Source organism: Brachybacterium sp. p3-SID957 (assembly GCF_025144775.1).
Classification (GTDB): domain Bacteria; phylum Actinomycetota; class Actinomycetes; order Actinomycetales; family Dermabacteraceae; genus Brachybacterium; species Brachybacterium epidermidis.
Window position 1 is genome coordinate 1 of the sequence record NZ_JALXKT010000017.1, and the last position, 19,639, is coordinate 19,639.

General features: G+C 72.4%; 14 protein-coding genes and 1 tRNA gene. 12 read left to right on the forward strand and 3 right to left on the reverse strand.

Translation table 11 applies throughout. The features are described from left to right. Positions 1-16 precede the first annotated feature (16 nt). From M3B01_RS05515 to M3B01_RS05550, 8 genes are all read left to right on the forward strand, one after another. Positions 17-1,018 carry an N-acetylmuramic acid 6-phosphate etherase gene (locus M3B01_RS05515; RefSeq protein ID WP_259790143.1) on the forward strand — a complete coding sequence of 334 codons (1,002 nt, stop codon included), beginning with the start codon at positions 17-19 and terminating at the stop codon, positions 1,016-1,018. After that, a complete protein-coding gene (locus tag M3B01_RS05520; RefSeq protein ID WP_259790087.1) occupies positions 1,015-1,935 on the forward strand; it encodes a MurR/RpiR family transcriptional regulator in 921 nt (306 codons plus the stop codon). Before M3B01_RS05515 ends, M3B01_RS05520 begins: the two co-directional genes overlap by 4 nt. A gap of 309 nt (positions 1,936-2,244) precedes the next feature. After that, the gene (locus M3B01_RS05525) at positions 2,245-4,086 is read left to right on the forward strand and encodes an ABC-F family ATP-binding cassette domain-containing protein (protein ID WP_259790089.1); all 1,842 of its coding nucleotides are present in this window, start codon (positions 2,245-2,247) and stop codon (positions 4,084-4,086) included. 128 nt (positions 4,087-4,214) lie between these two features. Beyond that, positions 4,215-5,501: an O-acetylhomoserine aminocarboxypropyltransferase/cysteine synthase family protein gene (locus M3B01_RS05530; protein WP_259790090.1), complete on the forward strand. Its 1,287-nt coding sequence runs from the start codon at positions 4,215-4,217 to the stop codon at positions 5,499-5,501. Between the two features lie 70 nt (positions 5,502-5,571). Then, positions 5,572-6,342 carry an HAD family phosphatase gene (locus tag M3B01_RS05535; RefSeq protein WP_259790091.1) on the forward strand — a complete coding sequence of 257 codons (771 nt, stop codon included), beginning with the start codon at positions 5,572-5,574 and terminating at the stop codon, positions 6,340-6,342. After that, on the forward strand, positions 6,339-7,013 hold the full coding sequence (locus M3B01_RS05540; RefSeq protein WP_259790093.1) for an HAD family phosphatase: 675 nt from the start codon (positions 6,339-6,341) through the stop codon (positions 7,011-7,013). The genes M3B01_RS05535 and M3B01_RS05540 overlap by 4 nt, the downstream gene beginning before the upstream one ends. A gap of 67 nt (positions 7,014-7,080) precedes the next feature. After that, on the forward strand, positions 7,081-9,000 hold the full coding sequence (locus M3B01_RS05545) for a thioredoxin-like domain-containing protein (RefSeq protein ID WP_259790095.1): 1,920 nt from the start codon (positions 7,081-7,083) through the stop codon (positions 8,998-9,000). A gap of 63 nt (positions 9,001-9,063) precedes the next feature. Further along, complete coding sequence (locus M3B01_RS05550) at positions 9,064-11,661, forward strand: pyrophosphatase (RefSeq protein WP_259790097.1); 2,598 nt, start codon at positions 9,064-9,066, stop codon at positions 11,659-11,661. 141 nt (positions 11,662-11,802) lie between these two features. On the opposite strand, the gene M3B01_RS05555 is transcribed toward M3B01_RS05550, so the two are convergent. Then, complete coding sequence (locus tag M3B01_RS05555) at positions 11,803-12,375, reverse strand: TetR/AcrR family transcriptional regulator (RefSeq protein ID WP_259790098.1); 573 nt, start codon at positions 12,373-12,375, stop codon at positions 11,803-11,805. A 196-nt stretch (positions 12,376-12,571) separates the two neighbouring features. After that, a tRNA-Gly gene (locus M3B01_RS05560) sits at positions 12,572-12,642 on the reverse strand. 100 nt (positions 12,643-12,742) lie between these two features. Between M3B01_RS05560 and dcd the strand changes: the two genes are divergently transcribed. Beyond that, positions 12,743-13,339 (forward strand): dCTP deaminase, encoded by a 597-nt coding sequence (dcd, locus tag M3B01_RS05565; RefSeq protein WP_259790101.1) that lies wholly within the window; start codon positions 12,743-12,745, stop codon positions 13,337-13,339. After that, positions 13,336-14,139 (forward strand): hypothetical protein, encoded by an 804-nt coding sequence (locus M3B01_RS05570; protein ID WP_193865343.1) that lies wholly within the window; start codon positions 13,336-13,338, stop codon positions 14,137-14,139. Before dcd ends, M3B01_RS05570 begins: the two co-directional genes overlap by 4 nt. A gap of 96 nt (positions 14,140-14,235) precedes the next feature. On the opposite strand, the gene M3B01_RS05575 is transcribed toward M3B01_RS05570, so the two are convergent. Next, on the reverse strand, positions 14,236-15,744 hold the full coding sequence (locus tag M3B01_RS05575; protein WP_259790103.1) for an MFS transporter: 1,509 nt from the start codon (positions 15,742-15,744) through the stop codon (positions 14,236-14,238). Positions 15,745-15,911: 167 nt separating this feature from the next. Here M3B01_RS05575 and M3B01_RS05580 point away from each other — a divergent pair, with 167 nt between their 5' ends. Together M3B01_RS05580 and M3B01_RS14620 are read left to right on the forward strand one after the other, a co-directional pair. Then, entirely contained in the window at positions 15,912-18,836 is a 2,925-nt protein-coding gene (locus tag M3B01_RS05580) for a Na+/H+ antiporter subunit A (RefSeq protein ID WP_259790145.1), read from the forward strand. Continuing rightward, on the forward strand, positions 18,826-19,638 hold the full coding sequence (locus M3B01_RS14620) for a Na(+)/H(+) antiporter subunit C (protein ID WP_311203197.1): 813 nt from the start codon (positions 18,826-18,828) through the stop codon (positions 19,636-19,638). Before M3B01_RS05580 ends, M3B01_RS14620 begins: the two co-directional genes overlap by 11 nt. The last annotated feature ends 1 nt before the right edge of the window (position 19,639 follow it).

Genomic DNA, 19,639 nt, shown 5'->3' on the forward strand with positions numbered 1-19,639 from the left:
GGACGCCACCACCCCGATCCCGCAGCGCGAGGCATGGCGGACCCTGGTCTCCCTGGTCTCCCCCACGGAGGAGCGCAATCCGCGCAGCGAGGACCTCGACACCCTGGCGGCATCGGACCTGGTGGAGCGGATCCTCGCCGAGGACGCCACGGTGGCGGCCGCCGTGCAGGCCGTCAGCGATGACATCGCCCGCCTGGTCGAGGTGTGCGTGGCCGCGATCGACGCCGGTGGCACCGTCCACTATGTCGGGGCCGGCACCTCCGGGAGGCTCGGGGTGCTGGATGCGGTGGAGCTGGTGCCCACCTACAACGCCACCCCCGACATGGTCACGGCCCACCTGGCCGGTGGCGACGCCGCCATGATGCGGGCCGTCGAGGGAGCCGAGGACGATCCCGAGGCCGGGGCCCGCGTGGTCTCCGAGCAGTGCGAGGACGAGGACGTCGTGATCGGCCTGGCCGCCAGCGGCCGCACCCCCTTCGTCGGCGGTGCCCTGCGGGCCGCTCGCGAGCGGGGCCTTCCCACCGCGCTCATCGCCGCCAACCCCGCCGCCCAGCTCGCAGGCGACGTGGACATCGCGATCCTGCTGGACGTGGGCCCCGAGGTGGTCACGGGCTCGACCCGTATGAAGGCCGCGACCGCCCAGAAGCTCACCCTGAACGCCTTGTCCACGGCGACGATGGTGCGCCTGGGGACCACCTTCTCCAACCTGATGATCAACGTGCGCCCCACCAACGCCAAGCTCATGGCCCGCACCGTGCGGATGCTGGTCCAGGCCACCGGCGCCGATCCCGACCACGCCGCTGACGTCCTCGAGCAGGCCGACGGGCAGCTGCGCGTGGCACTGGTGGCCCTGCTGGCCGGTGCCGGCGCCGTGGGCAGCGGCTCGGCCCACGGGCCCGTCGACGTCGAGGCGGCACGCGAGGCCGTCGGCCGCTTCCCCGCCGGCCCGTCCCGCGACGGCGACCCCGCCGGGATCCGTTCGGCCGTGGCCGCACTGACCGAGAACGACGGCCGGTGAGCGCGGGGACCGACGGCGGGGCCGCACGGAACGGGGGTGCGGCCGCCGGCAACGGAGGCGGGCCCGTCACGGTGCGGCTGCGGGGGCGGCTGGAGGACCTCCGGCCGGCGCTGCGCCGCATCGCCGAGATCGTGCTGGCCGATCCGCAGGCCGCCGGCGGCATGACCATCAGTGCGCTGGCCAAGGCCGCCGCCTGCTCCGAGGCCACCGTGGTGCGCCTGTCCCACGAACTGGGCTACAGCGGCTACCGGGAGTTCCGCTTCAGCCTGCTGGAGGAGACCGCGATCCACCGGGAGCGCACTTCCGGCAGCGCTTACGAGAGCGATATCGACCCTGCTGATGACCTGGGGACCGTGGTCGGCAAGATCGCCTTCGCCGACGCCCGCGCCGTGCGCGACACCGCCGGCTCCCTCGACACCGCGGTGCTGGGCACCGTGGCAGAGCTGATCGCGGGGGCACGCCGGATCGCCGTGTTCGGTGCGGGGGCCTCGGGCCTGGCAGGCATGGACCTGGCGCAGAAGCTCACCCGCATCGGCCTGTCCTGCAGCGTGCACCGGGACGTGCACGAGGGCCTGCCCGCCGCCGCCCTGCTGGAGGAAGGGGACGTGGCCGTCGGGCTGTCCCACACCGGGCAGACCACCGATGTCCTCGATGCGCTGCGCGTCGCAGCCGACTCCGGCGCGGCCACCGTGGCGATCACCAACGCCCCGGCCTCGGCCCTGGCCCGCAGCGCCCAGCACGTCCTGGTCACCGCTGCCACCGAATCGGCCTTCCGCTCCGGTGCGACTGCTTCGCGCATCGCCCAGCTCACCGTCATCGACTGCATCCTGGTGGCGGTCGCCCAGCGCCTACCGGACCTGGGCCGCCAGGCACTGGAGCGCACCCGCACCGCCGTAGAGTCGCGCCGGGTGCCCTGAGCCGGCGCGGGTGCGCCTGCGAGGTGCCGTGAGCTGGTGCCTGGTGCCTGGAGCCCCGTGCCTGGTGCCTGGTGACCTGAGCCGGTTACGGGCGAGTACGTTCCAGCTCCTGGAAGCTGACCGCCCGGTACTGGGCTGGAGAGGGGGAAGCGCTGGAGGCGGCGCATGACGTCGAAGCCTCGGCACGGGAATGCCGAGGCCCCGGCGTGGAAAACAGGTGGTGTGCGGCCTCGACGCCTCACTACACTGACCGCATGCGCATCTGATCAGCCCCGAACCCGACCGACCTTCGCGTCCAGGAGCTGATCCATGCCCTCCCATTCCTCTGCCGCCTCATCGGCAGGCGCCCCCGCCGCCCGCAGCGCGTCGACCTCGAACCCGGCTGCCCGCGCCGACGCAGGCGCCTCCGGCCTCCATCTGCGAGCCGACGGCATATCCCTGTCCTACCCGGATCGTCGAGTGCTCACCGACGTCGATCTGGTCGTGCCCGCCGGCCGGCCCACGGGGTTGCTGGGGGAGAACGGCAGTGGCAAGACCACCCTGCTGCGGATCCTGGCCGGGCAGCTGAGCCCCGATTCCGGCACCGTCATCGTCCCGAAACCGGTGGGCCTGCTCCACCAGGAGCTCCCCTTCGCGGGGACGACCACGCTGGCCGAGGTGGTGGAGGATGCCCTTTCACGATCGCGGCGACTGGAACGCGAGCTCACCGCGGCAGGGGAGGCCCTGGCCGAGGCGCACCCGTCGGCGGACGAGGCGCACCCGTCGGCGGATGAGGCGCACCCGTCGGCGCCTGCGCGGCATGGCAGCCCCGCCGCGGGGTCCACCACAGCCCCGACCCCCGCTCAGACCGCCCAGCTGTACGACCGCCTGCTCGCCGAGGCCACCCTCGCGGACGTGTGGAACGCCGACCGACGCGCTGAGGACGTGCTGCACGGCCTCCACCTCGACGACGTGCCGTCCACCACCCAGCTCGAGGAGATCAGCGGCGGGCAGCGCGAGCGACTGGCCCTGGCCCACCTGCTGATCGCCCGCCCCACCACGTGGCTGCTGGACGAGCCCACCAACCACCTCGACGACGACGGTGCCGCCTTCCTTGCCGCCGCAGTGCGCGCCCACCCGGGGCCGGTGTTGATCGCCAGCCACGACCGTGCCTTCCTCGACGACGCCACCACCGCACAGCTGGACCTCGATCCGGCCGAGACCCCGCTTCGCACCCCCGTCGGCGGACTCACCTCCTACACGGGAGGCTTCAGCGACTACCTGCTGGCCCGCATGGACGCCCGAGAGCGGTGGGAGCAGCGGTTCCGCCGTGAGCAGGACGAGCTGGGCCGCCTACGAGAGGCCGTTAAGGACGCCGCCCAGGTGGGACACGCAGGTCGCGGGCCCCGCACCGAGGCCAGGGCATCCAAGAAGTTCTACGCCGACCGCAACGCCAAGACCGTCTCCCGCCGCCTGCGGGATGCCCGCGCCCGGCTGGAGCAGCTGGAGGACGAGCAGGTGCACAAGCCCCCGGCCGAGCTGCACTTCACCCGCCTGCCCGTCGCCACGGGCGGTGCGGGCACCGTGCTGCTGGCGGCCACGAAGGTCGCGGTCGAGGATCGACTGGATCCCGTCTCGCTGTCCCTCTCGGCAGGGGAGAAGCTGCTGATCACCGGAGCGAACGGGAGCGGGAAGTCCACCCTGCTGGGCGTGCTCACCGGCCGGCTCCAGCCCACTACCGGATCCGTGTCCAGGCCCCGCAGCCTGCGGATCGGGTACCTGGGACAGGGCGACGAAGCGATCCCCGGCCGTACCGTCCGCCAGCACCTGGGGGCCGCCGCGAGTGCGAAGGAGGGTACTGACGCCGCGGCGACAGGGACCGATCCGGACTCCCGGGAGGTGCCCGAGCTGTTCGGACTGGTCCACCCCCGGGACCTGGACCGCCCGCTCGAGCTGCTCTCCCGCGGCCAGCTGCGTCGGGTGATGCTGGCCGGCCTGCTGCTGGAGGGGCCCGAGCTGCTGGTGCTGGACGAGCCCACCAACCACCTGGCCCTGATCACCGCCACCCGGCTCGAGGCCGCACTTCAGGAGTGGGGTGGCGCGGTGCTGATCGCCTCCCACGACCGTTGGCTGCGCAGTCGCTGGCAGGGAGAGCTCCTGGCTCTGCAGTGACCGGGCTGCCACACACGTTCACGTTCCTGCCGTGCTGCGCCCGCTCTGCGGCACCCTGGCCGCACGGACCGTCGCGGGCCCCTGGCTCCTGCGGCCGTCGAGCGCCCACCGATCCCCAGGAGGACCCCATGGCCGAGCAGCCCCTGAAGTTCGAGACCCTGGCCATCCACGCCGGGCAGGAGCCCGATGCCGCGGCCGGCTCGCGCGCCCTGCCGATCCACCAGACCACCAGCTTCGTGTTCCCCAGCGCCGAGTCCGCAGCGGACCGCTTCGCGCTGGCCGAGGCCGGCCCCATCTACACCCGCATCACCAACCCCACCCAGGGCGCCGTCGAGGACCGCATCGCTGCGCTCGAGGGCGGTGCCGCAGGCCTGCTGGTGGCCTCGGGGCAGAGCGCCATCACCCTGGCGATCCTGAACCTCGCCGGGGCCGGGGACTCGGTGGCTCTCTCGCCCAGCCTGTACGGCGGCACCTTCAACCTGTTCAAGCACACCCTGTCCCGCCTGGGCATCACCCCGCAGTGGGTCGAGGACCCCACCGACCCGGAGTCCTGGCGGGCCGCGGCCGACGACACCACGCGTGCCTTCTTCGCCGAGACCATCCCCAACCCCAAGCACGACATCCTCGACATCGAGGCCGTCGCCGGCGTCGCCCACGAGGTGGGGGTGCCGCTGGTGGTGGACAACACGGTGGCCACCCCCTACCTGCTGCGCCCCCTCGAGCACGGGGCCGATGTGGTGGTCCACTCCGCAACCAAGTTCCTGGGCGGCCACGGCACCTCGATCGCCGGGGTCATCGTGGACGGCGGCAGCTTCGACTTCACCGCCCACGCCCAGAAGTACCCGCAGTTCACCCAGCCCGACGAGTCCTACAACGGTCTGGTGTTCTCCCAGGTCCCCGCGCCCTTCGCCACCCGTGCCCGCACCAACCTGCTGCGGGACATCGGCCCGGCGATCTCCCCGTTCAACGCCTTCCTGATCGGTCAGGGCCTGGAGACGCTGCCGCTGCGCATGGACCGCCATCTGGACAACGCTCGCGCGGTCGCCGAGTTCCTCGAGGCCGATGACCGCGTCCAGTCCGTCACCTGGGCCTCCCTGGACTCCTCCCCGTACAAGCAGCTCGCCGACCGGTACCTGCCGCGCGGCGCCGGCAGCGTACTGGGCTTCGTGCTGCCCGGGGGGATCGACGCCGGCAGGCGCTTCGTGGACGCCCTGACCCTCCACTCCCAGGTGGCCAACATCGGCGATGTGCGCTCCCTGGTGATCCACCCCGCCTCCACCACCCACTCCCAGCTCAGCGAGGCCGAGCACCGCGCCGCCGGCATCGAGCCCGGGTTCGTGCGGCTCAGCGTGGGAATCGAGCACATCGACGACATCCTCGCCGATCTGGAGCGGGGCCTGGCCGCCGCCGGCTGAGCCGCGTCCAACGGCCGCGGGCCGCTGGCTGAGCACCCCGGTCAGGGCGGCTGGGTACGCTGGGCGCATCATGCACAGCGAACCCTCCGCCCTGACCGACGCCTCTCCTGCCGGTGCCCCCGCTACGGACCAGCCCGGAGCGGCGCCCCTGGCCCCGTCCCCGCTGGACACCTGGCCCCCCGCCTGGACGCCCGCAGCCGTGGTCTTCGACTGCGACGGCATGCTGGTGAACACCGAGGCCGCCTGGGTGGCGCTGCAGGACGAGTACCTGGCCCGCCACGGCGCCGCCTTCGACGAGGAGACCCGCCGCTCCATCACCGGCCGCGCCGCCGAGGTGGTGATCGCCGCGATCGCCGAGCTGATCGGCAAGGACCCCTCCGTGGTCACCGAGGAGCTGCTGCTCGCTCACCGCACTGCTCGCCAGGAGATCCGCATGGTGCCGATGGCCGGGGCGTACGAGACCGTCAGGGCCGTCGCTGCGGTGGTCCCCGTGGCCGTGGCCTCCAACTCCCCACGCGAGGAGCTGCAGCACAAGATCGACGAGCTGGGCCTTGCCGAGTTCGTCACCGCACAGGTGGCGGTGGAGGACGTCGCCGCCCCCAAGCCCGCCCCGGACATGTATGTCCAGGCGGCCCGTCTGCTCGGTGCGGACCCGGCCGACTGTCTCGCCTTCGAGGACTCCGAGACCGGCGCCGAGGCCGCACTCGGAGCGGGCATGCAGCTGATCGCGGTGCCGTCCCTGCCTGGGCAGGACCCCCGCGCGCCGCGCCGCCTCACCTCTCTGGAGGACCCGGTGCTGCGCGACTGGATCGCCGGCTGGACGGGGAAGGACCCGCGGTGACCGGCATCCACCGCTTCCGGGAGGCCTTCGGCGACTGGACGCCGCAGGCCGTCGTGTTCGACTGCGACGGGATGCTGCTGGACACCGAGTCCATCTGGAACCGCGCCCAGGCCGCTGTGGTCGAGACCGTCGGTGCCCGCCTGGGGGCTGAGGACCACGAGCACCTGCACGGCTCCACCATCGAGGTGGCCGCCGAGATCATCGCCGAGCGGGCCGACGCCCCGGAGCCCGAAGTCCTGGCGCAGCTGCACGAGGCCTTCGACCGGGAGCTCGCCGTCGGCATCCGCACCATGCCCGGCGCGACCGCGGCGGTGGAGGCAGCCGCCGCCCGGGTCCCGCTGGGCTGCGCGTCCAACTCCTGGCTGGAGGCCCTCGAGGGCAAGCTCGCCGCCGGCGGCCTGCGGGAGCACTTCACGGTGCTGGAGGCCTCCGACACCGTGGCCAGCCCCAAGCCCGCCCCCGACATGTACGCGGCCGCTGCCCGTGCCCTGGGCGCCGAGCCGCAGCACGCCCTGGCCTTCGAGGACTCCGGCACCGGTGCCCGGGCCGCCCGCGATGCCGGACTGCGCCTGATCGTCATTCCCGCCCCCGGCACCCGGGCGCCCTCGGCGGATCTCGCGCTGACCACGCTCGAGGACCCCGCGCTGCTGGAGTGGATCGCCACCTGGTGAGCACGCGCGGACCGGCGGATCTCACGCGGACTGGCATCGGTGCGCCGCTGAGGTGTTCACTGGCCCCATGACCACACCGGCCGATCCCTCTCAGCCCCTCACCGCCCGTGCTCACGGCTCGCCCCTGCGCGGCCGTGCCTGGCTCAACACCGGCGGGGTGGAACTGGACCTCGAGGACCTGCGCGGCAAGATCGTGCTGCTGGACTTCTGGACCTTCTGCTGCGTGAACTGCCTGCACGTGCTGGACGAGCTGCGACCGCTGGAGGAGAAGTGGTCCCAGGAGCTCGTGGTGGTCGGCGTGCACTCCCCGAAGTTCGAGTTCGAGAAGGACCCCGAGGCGCTGGCCGACAACATCGAGCGCTACGAGGTCACTCACCCCGTGCTCGATGATCCGGAGCTTCGCACCTGGAGCGAGTACGGGGCCCGCGCCTGGCCCACCCTGATGGTGCTGGACACGCACGGCCGCATCGCCGGGAACCTCTCCGGCGAGGGGCACGCCGCCAACCTCGACGCCCTCATCGAGCGACTGGTCGCCGAGGGCGAGGCCGATGGCTCCCTGCGCCGCGGGCCCGCCCCCACGGTGCTGACCGAGCGCACCCCCCAGACCCTGCGCTACCCCTCCAAGGTCGCGGCCCTCCCCGATGGCCGCCTGGTGGTCTCCGACGCGGGCCAGCACCGCCTGGTGGTGTTCCGTGCCGACGGGCTCACCGTGGACGAGGTGATCGGCGAGGGCGTGCGCGGCCATCGCGACGGTGAGGCCGAGCAGGTGCGCTTCGCCGAGCCCAACGGGGTGCTGGTGCTGCCCGAGGAGGTGGCCGCGGAGGTCGGCTACGACCTGCTGGTGGCCGACACCGCCAACCATCTGCTGCGCGGCGTGCGGCTGGGGCAGGACCGCCTGCTGCGGGCCCGCACCGCCACCGAGGTGGTCACCGTCGCCGGCAGCGGCGGCCAGTGGATGCAGGGCCGGCCCCTGCCCCGCGGTGAGGGCGATCCGCGCACCTTCGACCTGTCCACCCCCTGGGACCTGGCCTGGTCCGGCGTTCTGAACCGCGCGGTGATCACCATGGCAGGCATCCACCAGATGTGGATGTTCGACCCGGTCACGCAGGGTCTCGCGGTGCTCGCCGGCACCACCCAGGAGGGTCTGGTGGACGGGCCCGTGGTGGGCTCGTGGTGGGCCCAGCCCTCCGGCGTGGACGAGATGGCAGACGGCCGGCTCGTGATCGCCGACTCCGAGACCTCCGCCGTGCGCGTGCTGGACCCGCGGGCCATGCGCGTGAGCACCCTGGTGGGGGAGGGCCTGTTCGACTACGGCCACGTCGACGGCGCCGCCGCCACCGCGCGCCTGCAGCACCCCCTGGGGGTGACCGTCCTGCCCGACGGCCGCATCGCGGTGGCCGACACCTACAACGGCGCCATCCGGGTGATCGACGAGCACGGCGCCGAGGACGGCACCGCCACCGTCGTCACCGTCGCCACCGACCTGCGAGAGCCCTCCGACGCCCTGGTGGGGCCCCCGGTGGACGGCATCGGGCAGCTGATCGTGGTGGAGTCCGGCACGCACCGCCTCACCTGGGTGCCCGTGGCCAAGGCCGCCGAGCGCGTGATCGACGAGGGCGCCCAGCGCTCCGAGCGCCCGGTGACCGAGGTGGGCCCTGGCCCGCTGCGGATCCGGGTGCTGTTCACCCCGCCCGAGGGCCACAAGCTCGACGACTCCATGGGGCCCTCCACCCAGGTGTCGATCACGACCTCGCCGGCGAGCATGGTGCGCGCGGGGGCCGGTACCAGGACCGAGCTGGAGCGGGTGCTGGAGCTGGACCCCTCGATCACCGAGGGCGTGCTGCACGTCAACGCCCGCGCCGCCTCCTGCGACGCCGATCCTGCGGTCGAGTTCCCCGCCTGCCACATGCACCAGCAGGACTGGGGCGTGCCGATCCGCGTGGTCGAGCGCGGCCCTGACCATCTGGACCTCTCCCTGCTCGCCTGACCTGCCGTCATCGGCCCCGCGCGGGCCGCTGGCCTCTCCCCACCCCCGGACGGAAGCGCCTTCGTGGATCTCATCACCCAGTACCCCCTCGGGGACGACATCGCCGTGACCCTGCTGGTCCTCGCGGTCCTCTCGATCATCGCCCTGGTGGCGGGGGCCATCGTCCCCACCCGCCTGCGCAGACCGGGTCGCCCGGCCGCGAGGACCGGCCGTCGCCGCAGTGAGGACCCCGGCGCCGAGGACTCCGCCGCCGAGGATCCCGACGTCGAGGATCCCGACGTCGAGGATCCCGACGACCGGGACTCCGACGTCGAGGACCTTCACGACGCAGGAACGGACGTGGACGAGGAACTCGAACAGGGCGAGGCCCTCGTGGCGGACCCCGACTTCCGCGACCTCGCCGCCGATCCCGGTCTGGCGCGGCGCCTGGGCGCACAGCTGTCCACCGTCGCGTCGGTGACCGTCGCGGTGGGCATCCCCGCCCTGGTGCTGGCCTACCTGGTGCCCGGGTCCACCGACCAGCGCCTGCTGCGCTCCGCGATGCTCCTGACCGGTCTGCTGCTGGGCCCGCTCGCCGCCTGGCGGGGCGTGGCCCTGCAGATCGCCGCGCTGTCCATCGGCCCCCGCCGGCGCGAAGCGCTGCTGGGTCGCCTGGGTGCTCTCAGCGTGACCGGCACCCTGGCCCTGGGAGTGCTGCCGGTGGCGATCGCGGTGTGGTTCCTGCGCGAGCAGGCCGGCAGCGCCCTGGTGGCCCTGGCTGGTGGCGCTGCGATCGGGGCCCTGGCCGTGCGGGTGTGCTCGGCCCCCCTGGAGACCGTGGGTGCGGCCTCCGCGGTGCTGGTGGGCACGGACGAGAACGATCTGGAGCCCGACGGCGAGGACAACCTCGGTGCCGAGCACCTGCTGACCGCCCGCATCATCCGCCACGGAGGCGGGCGCGCCGCCGACCTGGTGCTGCTGACCACCGCTCTGGCCGCCGGCGGGATCCTGCTCGGCGTCCCGGTCCTGGCGGGCGAGGGGATCCTGGTGGTGCTGCTGGGCCTGGGGGCTGCCATGCTCACCGCGGCCGCCGCCGCGGTGATCCCGCATCGTATGAATGATGGCCAGGAGCGCACCGGGCTCCGGATGGGCGGGCTGATCCCCGCCGTGCTGAGCGGTGCGCTCACGGTGGCCGCGGCCGCGCTGTGGCTGCCCACCCAGTACAAGTCCCTGCGCTTCGACCACGTGGGGATGAGTGAGTTCACCGATCCGGCCGTGGCCGGCCCCCAGCCGCTGCCGCGAGAGGAGATGGTGCCGCAGATCGAACAGGCCACCCAGGACATGGGCCAATGGATCTCCGTCACGGACGACTCCCGCGACGCCGGCGCCTTCCTGGACGTGCTGACCCTGCACACCGTGTCCCCGAGCGCCGTGGTCGCCGGCGCGATCGGAGCCGGTGCACTGGCCGCACTGCTGGCCCTGCTGCTGCTGGATGCCACGGCCGACCGCCGCGGCGAGACCGCGCTGCGTGCGGCCCGCACCAGCCGCACCGGGGGTGCGCTGGGTGCCACCGCGGCCTTCGGCGCCACCGCTCTGAGCGCCGCGCTCGCCCTGGCGCTGCTGCTGGGCGTGCTGGGTGTGCTCAGCGTGCTCAGCGCCGGTGTGCCGGGCCTGGCCCTGGCCCTGCTCGCGTACAGCGGCCTGGGTGCCCTGGTGGTGACGCTCGGCTTCGCGGGCTCGCTGGCCGCCCCGGCTCTGCTGGATGACCCGGGCACCGAGCCGGCTGCACGGGAGGCCGCGGCCTCGGCCGGCACCGGTCCGCGCAGCGCTCTGCTGCTGGTGGCCGCCCTCGCCGCGCTGCCCCTGCTGGGGCCGGTGGTCACCGCTCTGCAGGCGGCCCCTCGGGCCGCCACGGTCTGGGAGGACCGTGCCCTGCACGCCCTGACCCCGCAGGCCCTCCCGCTGCTGGCGGGCATCGGCATGGGAGTGGTGACCGTGCTGCTGGTCATCGCCTCGATGCTCGACGTATCCCGACGGGCAGGCGCCGCTGCAGTGGTCGAGACCCGCGCCACCATGCTCAGCGACCGTGAGCACGTGCTGCTGGATGACCTGACCTACGGGCTGCGACGCTCCGCGCTGACGCCGCTGGCGGTGGCGCTGCTGATGCCGGTGGTGGCGGGCTTCGGCCTGGGGCCGGCCGCCCTTCCCGGCTTCGTGGCCGGCCTGGTGCTGGCCGCAGCGGGCCTGGGGCTGTGGTCCCATGGCGCGGCCTCCGCGATGCGCTCGGCCCTCGACCTGATCTCCGCGGGCCGCTACGGGGGCCCCGGCTCCTGGGGCCACTCCGGTGCGATCTCCGGAGCGGTGCTCACGGGGGTGATGCGCTCCAGCATCGGCGCCGTGGCGCCCGCCCTGATGCTCGTCGGTGCGCTGACTGCCGCCATCGCTGTGCCCTCGCTGGTGTCGATGGTGGCCGACGACTCCAGCCCGTTCCTGCGCTGGGGCGTGGCCGTCATCGCGCTGGTGATCGCCGCTGCGGTGTGGGTGGCCTCGGCCGCCGCACCCGAGGTGGACCTCGAGGACGAGCTGGAGGACAGCTCCAAGCCGCTGTTCGCGCGCCGCGATGAGGACGACCGCGAGCTCACGCTGGACGCGATGAGCTGGGAGGACGACGACAAGCGCTGAGACCGCCCGGACCGGGCCGGGCCCCATCGGCCCTGCCGCTCGGGGCCCTCGACGGCCCCGAGGCTCGAAGGCTCGAGAAGCCCCCATCAGGCCTGCCGGTCAAGGACCATTCGGCCCCGAGGCTCCGGTCAGGGGAGTGGTTCAGGCCTCGACGCCCAGGCCCCGCAGCACGAAGGCCTCCAGTGCATCCTGATCGAAGCGTCCCGGTGCCGTGCCGATCAGCAGACCGTTGACGATCCGCACGGTGGCGTCGAGGTCGAGGTCCGCAGCGAAGTCACCGCTGTCGATGCCGGCGCGGATGATCCGTCGCAGCACGTCCTCGATCAGCACCACGTGGTCCCGCAGGCGGGCCGCCGTCTCCGAGGTGAGGCGGTTGCGGCTGACCGAGTGCGGCATGTGGAAGGAGACCGTCAGCTGCAGCTGGGTGCGCACGTACTGCAGCACCGCCTCCCTCGGGGTGGCGGCCTGAACTCCGGCCTGCAGTTGCGCGATGTAGCCGGAGGTCTCGTGCATCGCGTACTCGACCAGCAGGGTGTCCTTGTCCGGGAAGTGGTTGTACATCGCGGTGCGACCCACCCCCGCGGCCCCGGCGATCGAGGAGAACGTGATCTGCTCGAACGTCTGGTCCTCCAGCAGCTCGTCCAGAGCCTGGAAGATCTTCGCGCGTGTGCGCTCGCGGTGCTCCTCGAGCGAACCGCCGATGATCTTGGGCATGGCACATTATTACACCGTGACATATCGGCGTCGGAACCCTGAAAGTCCCGCGCACAGAGGTCCGGAGCCCTCCGGTCCCGGGTCCTGTGGCCCCGCTCAGTTCACGCAGTCAGCGAGCCCCATGGAAAGACGAGCCCCATGGAAAGAACTGAGTCGCGACATAGTCTGCCAACGATGTCGCGACCCAGGACACGAGAGCGGGTGACGGGAATCGAACCCGCGCTGTCAGCTTGGGAAGCTGAAGTTCTACCATTGAACTACACCCGCGAACGCCGTCCATCATAACCCCATCGCGGGGTGCTCCCTGAACATGGGCGGCAGTGGACTCTCCCCTGACGTTCCCGGAATCCGGGGCTAGGCTGGGCTCGTGCTGCTGAGTGATCGTGACATCCGTGCCCAGATCGAGGCCGAGCGCGTGCGGCTGGAGCCCTTCGACGCCTCCATGGTCCAGCCCGCCTCCGTGGACGTGCGCATCGATCGCTTCTTCCGCGTCTTCGACAACCACAAGTACGCCATGATCGACCCGGCCACGGAGCAGGCCGAGCTCACCCGCGAGATCGCCGTGGATCCCGAGGAGGCGTACATGCTGCACCCCGGGGAGTTCGTGCTCGCCTCCACCTACGAGCAGATCACCCTGCCCGATGACATCGCAGCCCGCCTGGAGGGCAAGAGCTCCCTGGGCCGCCTGGGGCTGCTCACCCATTCCACCGCAGGCTTCATCGATCCCGGCTTCCAGGGCCACATCACCCTGGAGCTGTCCAACATGGCCACCCTGCCGGTGGCCCTGTGGCCGGGAATGAAGATCGGCCAGCTGTGCTTCTTCCAGCTCTCCAGCGCGGCGGAGCGCCCCTACGGCAGCGAGGGGAACCTCAACCGCTACCTCGGTCAGCGCGGCCCCACCCCCTCGCGCTCGGCCCTGAACTTCCATCGCACCCGGATCCCCGTGGAGGACGAGCAGGCATGAGCACCGATCTCACCTCCCACCGCGTCCAGCTCCCCCGCGACACCGATCCGGCCGACGTGTACGCCATGGTGCGCAACCTGCGCCCCCATGCCGTCCTCGAGGACGACGGCAGCATCGACCTGGGGCAGGACGCCCGGCTCGTTCCCGACAGGGGCCCGCGCGGTGCCGGCCGCTGGGACCTGGAGGTGACCCGGGTGCGGGAGGACCCGGCCCCCGAGGGCCTGGGCGACTCCCACGGGTATGCCCGCGCCTTCCCGGAGGGCCTGCCCTTCGGGACCGAGCGCTCCGCCCTGGACCTGGTGTGGTCGCTGGGCCGGCGCCTGTACGGCGCTGTCGTGACCGATTCCGGGGTGCGCCTGGAGCCGCATCCGTACCACGTGCGAGACCTCACCGTGGTCAGCCCCCACGCCCTGGCGCCGGAGTCCCTGGCCCAGCTGCTGGCACCGCTGGAGCCCGAGGCCGAGCTGGACCAGGTGCCCGAGGAGGCCGACGCCGCAGGGTACAGCATCACGATCCCCGCCGATGGCGAGGACGTGATCAGCCTGCGGGTGGGTCGCAGCGCGCGCCCGGTGGCCCTGCAGCAGCTGAGCTGGCTTGACGAGGCGGTGGACTACCAGCTGGTGCACCTTCCGGCCGATGAGACCGAGGACTCCCTGGAGTCCCCGGACGCCGAGACCACCGAGCGCTGGGCGGGGGTGTACCGCCGGATCGGGCTGATCGCCGGGCTGCTGGTGGAGACCGTCGGCGGCTACGTCGTGGACCTCGAGGGCTTCCTGGTCGACCCCGACGATCTGGCCTGACCCGCCTGATCCGCGCGACCGGCTCGCCGACGCGTTCAGTCGCGACCGGCTCGCCGTCGCGCTCGGCATGGTGGTGGCGCCGGCCGACCGGTCCGATCAGCCCGCGCTCGCGGGCGTGCCGTCGGCCTTGGCGGCCCGGCCCGCCGCCCCCAGCGGGATCGGGAAGAACGCCAGCAGGCCCAGGGCCATCACCAGCACGATCCCCAGGATCCCGGTGCGGGTGTCCCCGGTGATCCACACCGTCAGCGCGAAGGCGCCGGTGCCCAGGAAGCCCAGCGCCCGGCCGGTGGTGGCGTACAGGCCGAAGTTCTCGGTCTCCCGGCCGGGCCGGGAGAGCCGCGTGAGAAGGTTCCGGGACGCGGACTGCACCGGCCCCACGAACAGGCAGATCGCCAGGCCGGCCACCCAGAACACGGCGGTGGAGCCGAACGCCAGCACCACCAGGCCCAGCACGATGATGCCGATGCAGCCGCCGATGATCACCGGTCGCGGGCCCACCCGGTCGTCGATCCGGCCGCCCATGAACACGCCGATGCCGGCCACCAGGTTCGCGACGATGCCGAAGATGATCACTTCGACGGTGGAGAAGCCGTACGCGTTGGCCGCCAGCACGCCGGCGATCGAGAACACCGCCCCCAGGCCGTCGCGGTAGATCGCGGAGGCCACCAGGTACAGCAGCATCGCGGGCTCCTCGCGGAAGGCCCGCTTCACGTGCCGCGCGATGCTCACGTACCCCTGCACCGGGGTCCATCGCGCGCCGGGGGTGCGGGCGTGGTGACGGGGTGCCCAGATCATCAGCGGCAGGGTGCCCACCAGGATCCAGATCGCCACGAAGACAGGGATGGCGCGCAGGTTCCAGCCGTCGTCCCCGGTGATGCCCAGCAGCCCGGTCCCCGGCATCACGAACAGCACCAGCACCAGAGCCAGGCACACGATGGAGCCCCAGTAGCCCACCGCCCATGCGGTCCCGGAGACCCGGCCGCGGTTGGCGGGGGTGGAGATCTCCGGCAGCACCGAGTTCACGAACACCCCGGCCAGCTCGCTGAACACGACCGCCAGGGCGATCAGCACCGCCCCCAGGATGAGGAAGTCCGAGTCCAGCGCCACCATCGGCATCAACGCGATCACCACGACGGTGGCGAGGGTGGTGATGCGCAGCAGGGCGTTGCGGGCACCCCCGGAATCCGCGAGGTTTCCCAGCAGCGGGGCCAGCAGGGCCACCGCCACCGCACCGATCGACTGCCAGGTGGTCAACATCTGGGAGCCGTGGTCCTGTGCCGCCTTGATCGCCTCTTCGCCCACCGCGCCCTCGGCGGCGACCGCGCTGGCCACGTAGGTGGCGAACACGAAGGTGAGGATCACCGAGCTGAAAGCGCTCATGCCGCCGTCCCAGGCGGCGAAGGAGACCACCTGCGTGCGCAGGGTGCGGCGGTCGACGGCGGTGCCCGGGGCCGCGCGACGGGGGTCGGCCTCGACAAAGGCGCGTGTGCCGGGAGCGGCAGCATCGTGCAGGGCGTCGGGGGAGGAGTGCGGGGAGGAGCGGTCGGAGGAGGAGAAGGACGGGGAGAACCGGTCACCGGGGTCCCGGTCCGCAGTGGGGGCCATGGGACCACTCTACGAAGATCAGAGCGCTCCGCCATGCAACTGCGCACGTCCCGGCACAGCCTGGATGTGACCTAGTGCCGCGACCTCAGGATTCCGACAGGTCCTCCCGTAGGATGTACTCGGCCCATCCCCCTTCCCGCACCCAGGACGGAGACCGCGTGTACACGATGCTCCTCGCCCACCTGGTGGCGGCGATCGCGGGTCCGCTGCTGGTGCGCGCGATGGGCCGCAACGCGTTCTTCCTGCTGGCGCTGGTGCCCGGCGCCTCCGCGGTGTGGCTGGCCACCATCGACCCGCTCTCCCTGGCCGATGCGCCCCGTGATGTCGTGACGCCATGGATCCCCGCCTTCGGGATCGAACTGGCCTTCCGCCTGGACCCGCTGAGCTGGGTGATGGCCATGATCGCCACTGCCATCGGCGCGCTGGTGATGCTGTACTGCGCCCGCTACTTCAAGGACACCGAACCCGGGCTGGGACGCTTCGCCGGTGTGCTCACCGCCTTCGCGGGGGCCATGATCGGCCTGGTCCTGGCGGACGACGTGATGATGCTCTACGTCTTCTGGGAGCTCACCACGGTCTTCTCCTACCTGCTGATCGGCCACTACCAGGACAAGCAGTCCTCGCGGCGCGCGGCAATGAACGCGCTGATCTCCACCACCGCCGGCGGTCTGGCGATGCTGGTGGGCCTGCTGATGTTCGCGCAGGCCGCCGGCTCCATGCGGATCTCGGCGATCATGGCGGCCCCCATCTGGGAGGGTGCCGGGCCGTTCCTGATCACCGCGATGCTGCTGGTCCTGGCCGGCGCCCTGTCGAAGTCCGCACTGGTGCCCACGCACTTCTGGCTGCCCGGTGCGATGGCTGCTCCCACCCCGGTCTCCGCCTACCTGCACGCGGCCGCGATGGTGAAGGCCGGCATCTACCTGATCCTGCGCCTGGCACCGGCGATCGCCCCGCTGGAGGCGATCAGCATCGTGATCGCGGTGCTCGGTGCCGCGACCATGCTGCTGGGCGGCTGGCGTGCGCTGCGGCAGACGGACATCAAGCTGCTGCTGGCCTACGGCACCGTCTCCCAGCTCGGCTTCCTCGCCGCCGTCTCCGGCCTGGCCACCGACGATGCGGTCCTCGCGGGGGTGGCGATGCTGATCGCCCACTCCGTGTTCAAGGCACCGCTGTTCATGGTGGTCGGCATCATCGACAAGAAGTTCGGCACCCGCGATCTGCGGATGCTCTCCGGCGTGGGGCGCGCCGCCCCCGTGGTCGCGATCATCGGCACCATCTCGGCGGCCTCGATGGCCGCTGTGCCCCCGCTGTACGGCTTCGTGGCCAAGGAGGCCATCTACGCGGCCCTGTGGGAGGCCGGCACCTGGCAGCGCGCCCTGCTGATCGCCCTGGTGGCGGGCTCCATCCTCACCGTCGCCTACTCCTGGCGCTTCGTGCGCGGGGCCTTCGGCCGCGCCCCCGGTGCGCCTTCGGTCGCCACCCCCGAGATCTCCCCGCTGTACTGGCTGGCCCCGGCACTCATCACCCTGGGCAGCGTGGGCCTGCCCTTCGTGGCCGGTGACGTGGAGAAGGTGGCCGGGAGCATCAGCGCGGGCCTGCCCGGTGAGGGGGAGGGGATCCACCTGGTGGTGATCCCGCACCTGGGCGTTCCGCTGCTGCTGTCCGCCCTGACCCTGGGACTGGGCGCGCTGCTGTGCGTCCTGGCCCGGCCGATGGAGAGGCTGCAGAAGGCCGTCTCGCCCATGACCTGGGGCCGCGACGGCGTGGAGGACTGGGTGGATGCCGAGCGCGGCTTCCGGCGCCTGATGCGCGGGGTCGACAAGCTCGCCATCGCCGTCACCCCCCTGTTCCAGCGCGGCTCCCTGCCGTACACCCTGGGCACCATGCTGCTGGTGCTGATCCTGCTGGCCTCGCCGATCACCATCGCCCGCTCCCCGGTGCCGGACAACCTGGTGCTCTTCCACCACCCCGCCGAGCTGCTGATCCTGCCCGTGGCGGTGGCAGCAGCGATCGGCGCCGCCCGCTCCCGCAGGCGACTGCGGGCCGTGTTCCTGATCTCCGTGACCGGTTACGCGGTGGCGCTGCTGTTCCTGGTCGCCGGCGCGGTGGATGTGGCCACCACCCAGGTACTGGTGGAGACCGCCCTGACCGTGGTGCTGGTGCTGGTGCTGCGCCGCCTGCCGATCCACTTCTCCCGCAGGCCGCTGCGGATCGGGGCCCTGGGTCGGTGGGGGATCGCCATCGGCACGGCGGTGGTGCTGTGCGGCGGTGCGCTCTACGCCGCCGATGCCCGCTACCAGGCGCCCCTGGGACCGCAGCTGATCGAGCCCGCCTACGAGGTCGGCGGCGGCCACAACGTGGTCAACGTGGCCCTGGTGGACGCCCGCGTGTGGGACACCATGGGTGAGATCGGCGTGCTGCTGGTGGTCGCCACCGGCGTGGCCTCCCTGATCTTCGTCACCCGCCGCGAGCAGGGCATCTCTCGGGTGCGGGACCTGGATGCCGACACCTCCATCTGGAGGCGCCGGGCCGATGCCCCGCTGCCGCAGAACGCCCTGAACTTCGACGCCCGCCCCGATGAGGTCACCGGGTCCAACCGCTGGCGCACCTGGCTGTCGGCCGGACTGACCCTGGCCCCGGAGCGCCGCATGGTGATCCTCGAGGTGGTGACCCGCCTCGGGTTCCCGCTGATCATGCTGTTCTCGGTGTACCTGCTGATGGCAGGGCACAACTACCCCGGCGGCGGCTTCGCAGGCGGTCTGGTGGCCGGCCTGGGCCTGGCCCTGCGGTACCTCGCCGGCGGTCGCTACGAGCTGTCCGAGGCCGCCCCCGTGCAGGCCGGCTTCGTGCTGGGCCTGGGCATGGCGATCGCGGTGGCCGCCTCGGTGCTGCCGCTGCTGTTCGGCGGCACGATCTTCGCCACCGCCACCCCCGTGGTCCATGTCCCCGTGCTCGGCGAGCTGGAATTCCCCAGCGCCCTGATCTTCGACATCGGCGTGTACCTGGTGGTGGTGGGCGTGCTGCTGGACTTCCTGCGCTCCCTGGGCGCCCAGATCGACCAGCAGCAGGAGGTGGAGAACGATGTCCGTTAGTCTCGCGCTTCTGCTCACGGCGGGCGTGCTCATCGCGTGCGGCGTGTACCTGGTGCTCGAGCGCACCCTGACCCGCATCATCCTCGGCTTCCTGCTGCTCTCCAACGGCGTGAACCTGCTGTTCGTGGTGGCTGCCGGCCCGCCCGGAAAGCCCCCGTTCGAGGGCACCGCCGACCCGTCCGAGATGAGCGACCCGCTGCCGTTCGCGATGGTGCTCACCGCCATCGTGATCTCCATGGGCGTGACCGCATTCGGCATGGCCCTGGCCTACCGCGCCTGGCAGCTGTTCGGCCACGACGAGGTCCCCGACGACGTCGAGGACCGCCGCGTGCTGCGCCGCAGCCGCCGCCGCGCCGGGGAGGAGAAGCTCCCCTGGGCGCAGGCCCTCACCGAGGAGTCCCGGCGCGGCGCACTCATGCACTCCCAGGGCTTCGCACCCGCGGAGGACGAGACGCTGGGCTCGGACCTCACCAGCGCCGAGGACGTCCCCCAGGACCACACCGAGGCCGACGAGGGCGAGGCCCGGCCCGCTCCCAAGCCCGAGAGGGCCGCCGCCCGGGCGGAGCGCGGCCGTGCCCGCACCGCCACTGCGGACGCCCACGAGGTGCCGCACGGCCACGCGGGCCTCGAGGCGCCGCGGGCGCATCCGGCCGACGAGGACCACACCGCGCCGCCGACCGGGGGAGAGACCACCATTCCGGGCACCGGCCCGGTCACCGACTCCGATGACCATCTGGGCGGGCACACCCAGTACGACACCCAGCACCACGACGGACGCGACGACGGGAGGGAGAAGCCGTGAG

Coding starts and splice junctions, on each gene's coding strand:
- M3B01_RS05525 (WP_259790089.1), top strand. CDS start 2,245: ATGCCCTCCCATTCCTCTGCCGCCTCATCGGCAGGCGCCCCCGCCGCC.
- M3B01_RS05530 (WP_259790090.1), top strand. CDS start 4,215: ATGGCCGAGCAGCCCCTGAAGTTCGAGACCCTGGCCATCCACGCCGGG.
- M3B01_RS05535 (WP_259790091.1), top strand. CDS start 5,572: ATGCACAGCGAACCCTCCGCCCTGACCGACGCCTCTCCTGCCGGTGCC.
- M3B01_RS05545 (WP_259790095.1), top strand. CDS start 7,081: ATGACCACACCGGCCGATCCCTCTCAGCCCCTCACCGCCCGTGCTCAC.
- M3B01_RS05555 (WP_259790098.1), bottom strand. CDS start 12,375: ATGCCCAAGATCATCGGCGGTTCGCTCGAGGAGCACCGCGAGCGCACA.
- M3B01_RS05570 (WP_193865343.1), top strand. CDS start 13,336: ATGAGCACCGATCTCACCTCCCACCGCGTCCAGCTCCCCCGCGACACC.
- M3B01_RS05575 (WP_259790103.1), bottom strand. CDS start 15,744: ATGGCCCCCACTGCGGACCGGGACCCCGGTGACCGGTTCTCCCCGTCC.
- M3B01_RS05580 (WP_259790145.1), top strand. CDS start 15,912: ATGCTCCTCGCCCACCTGGTGGCGGCGATCGCGGGTCCGCTGCTGGTG.
- M3B01_RS14620 (WP_311203197.1), top strand. CDS start 18,826: ATGTCCGTTAGTCTCGCGCTTCTGCTCACGGCGGGCGTGCTCATCGCG.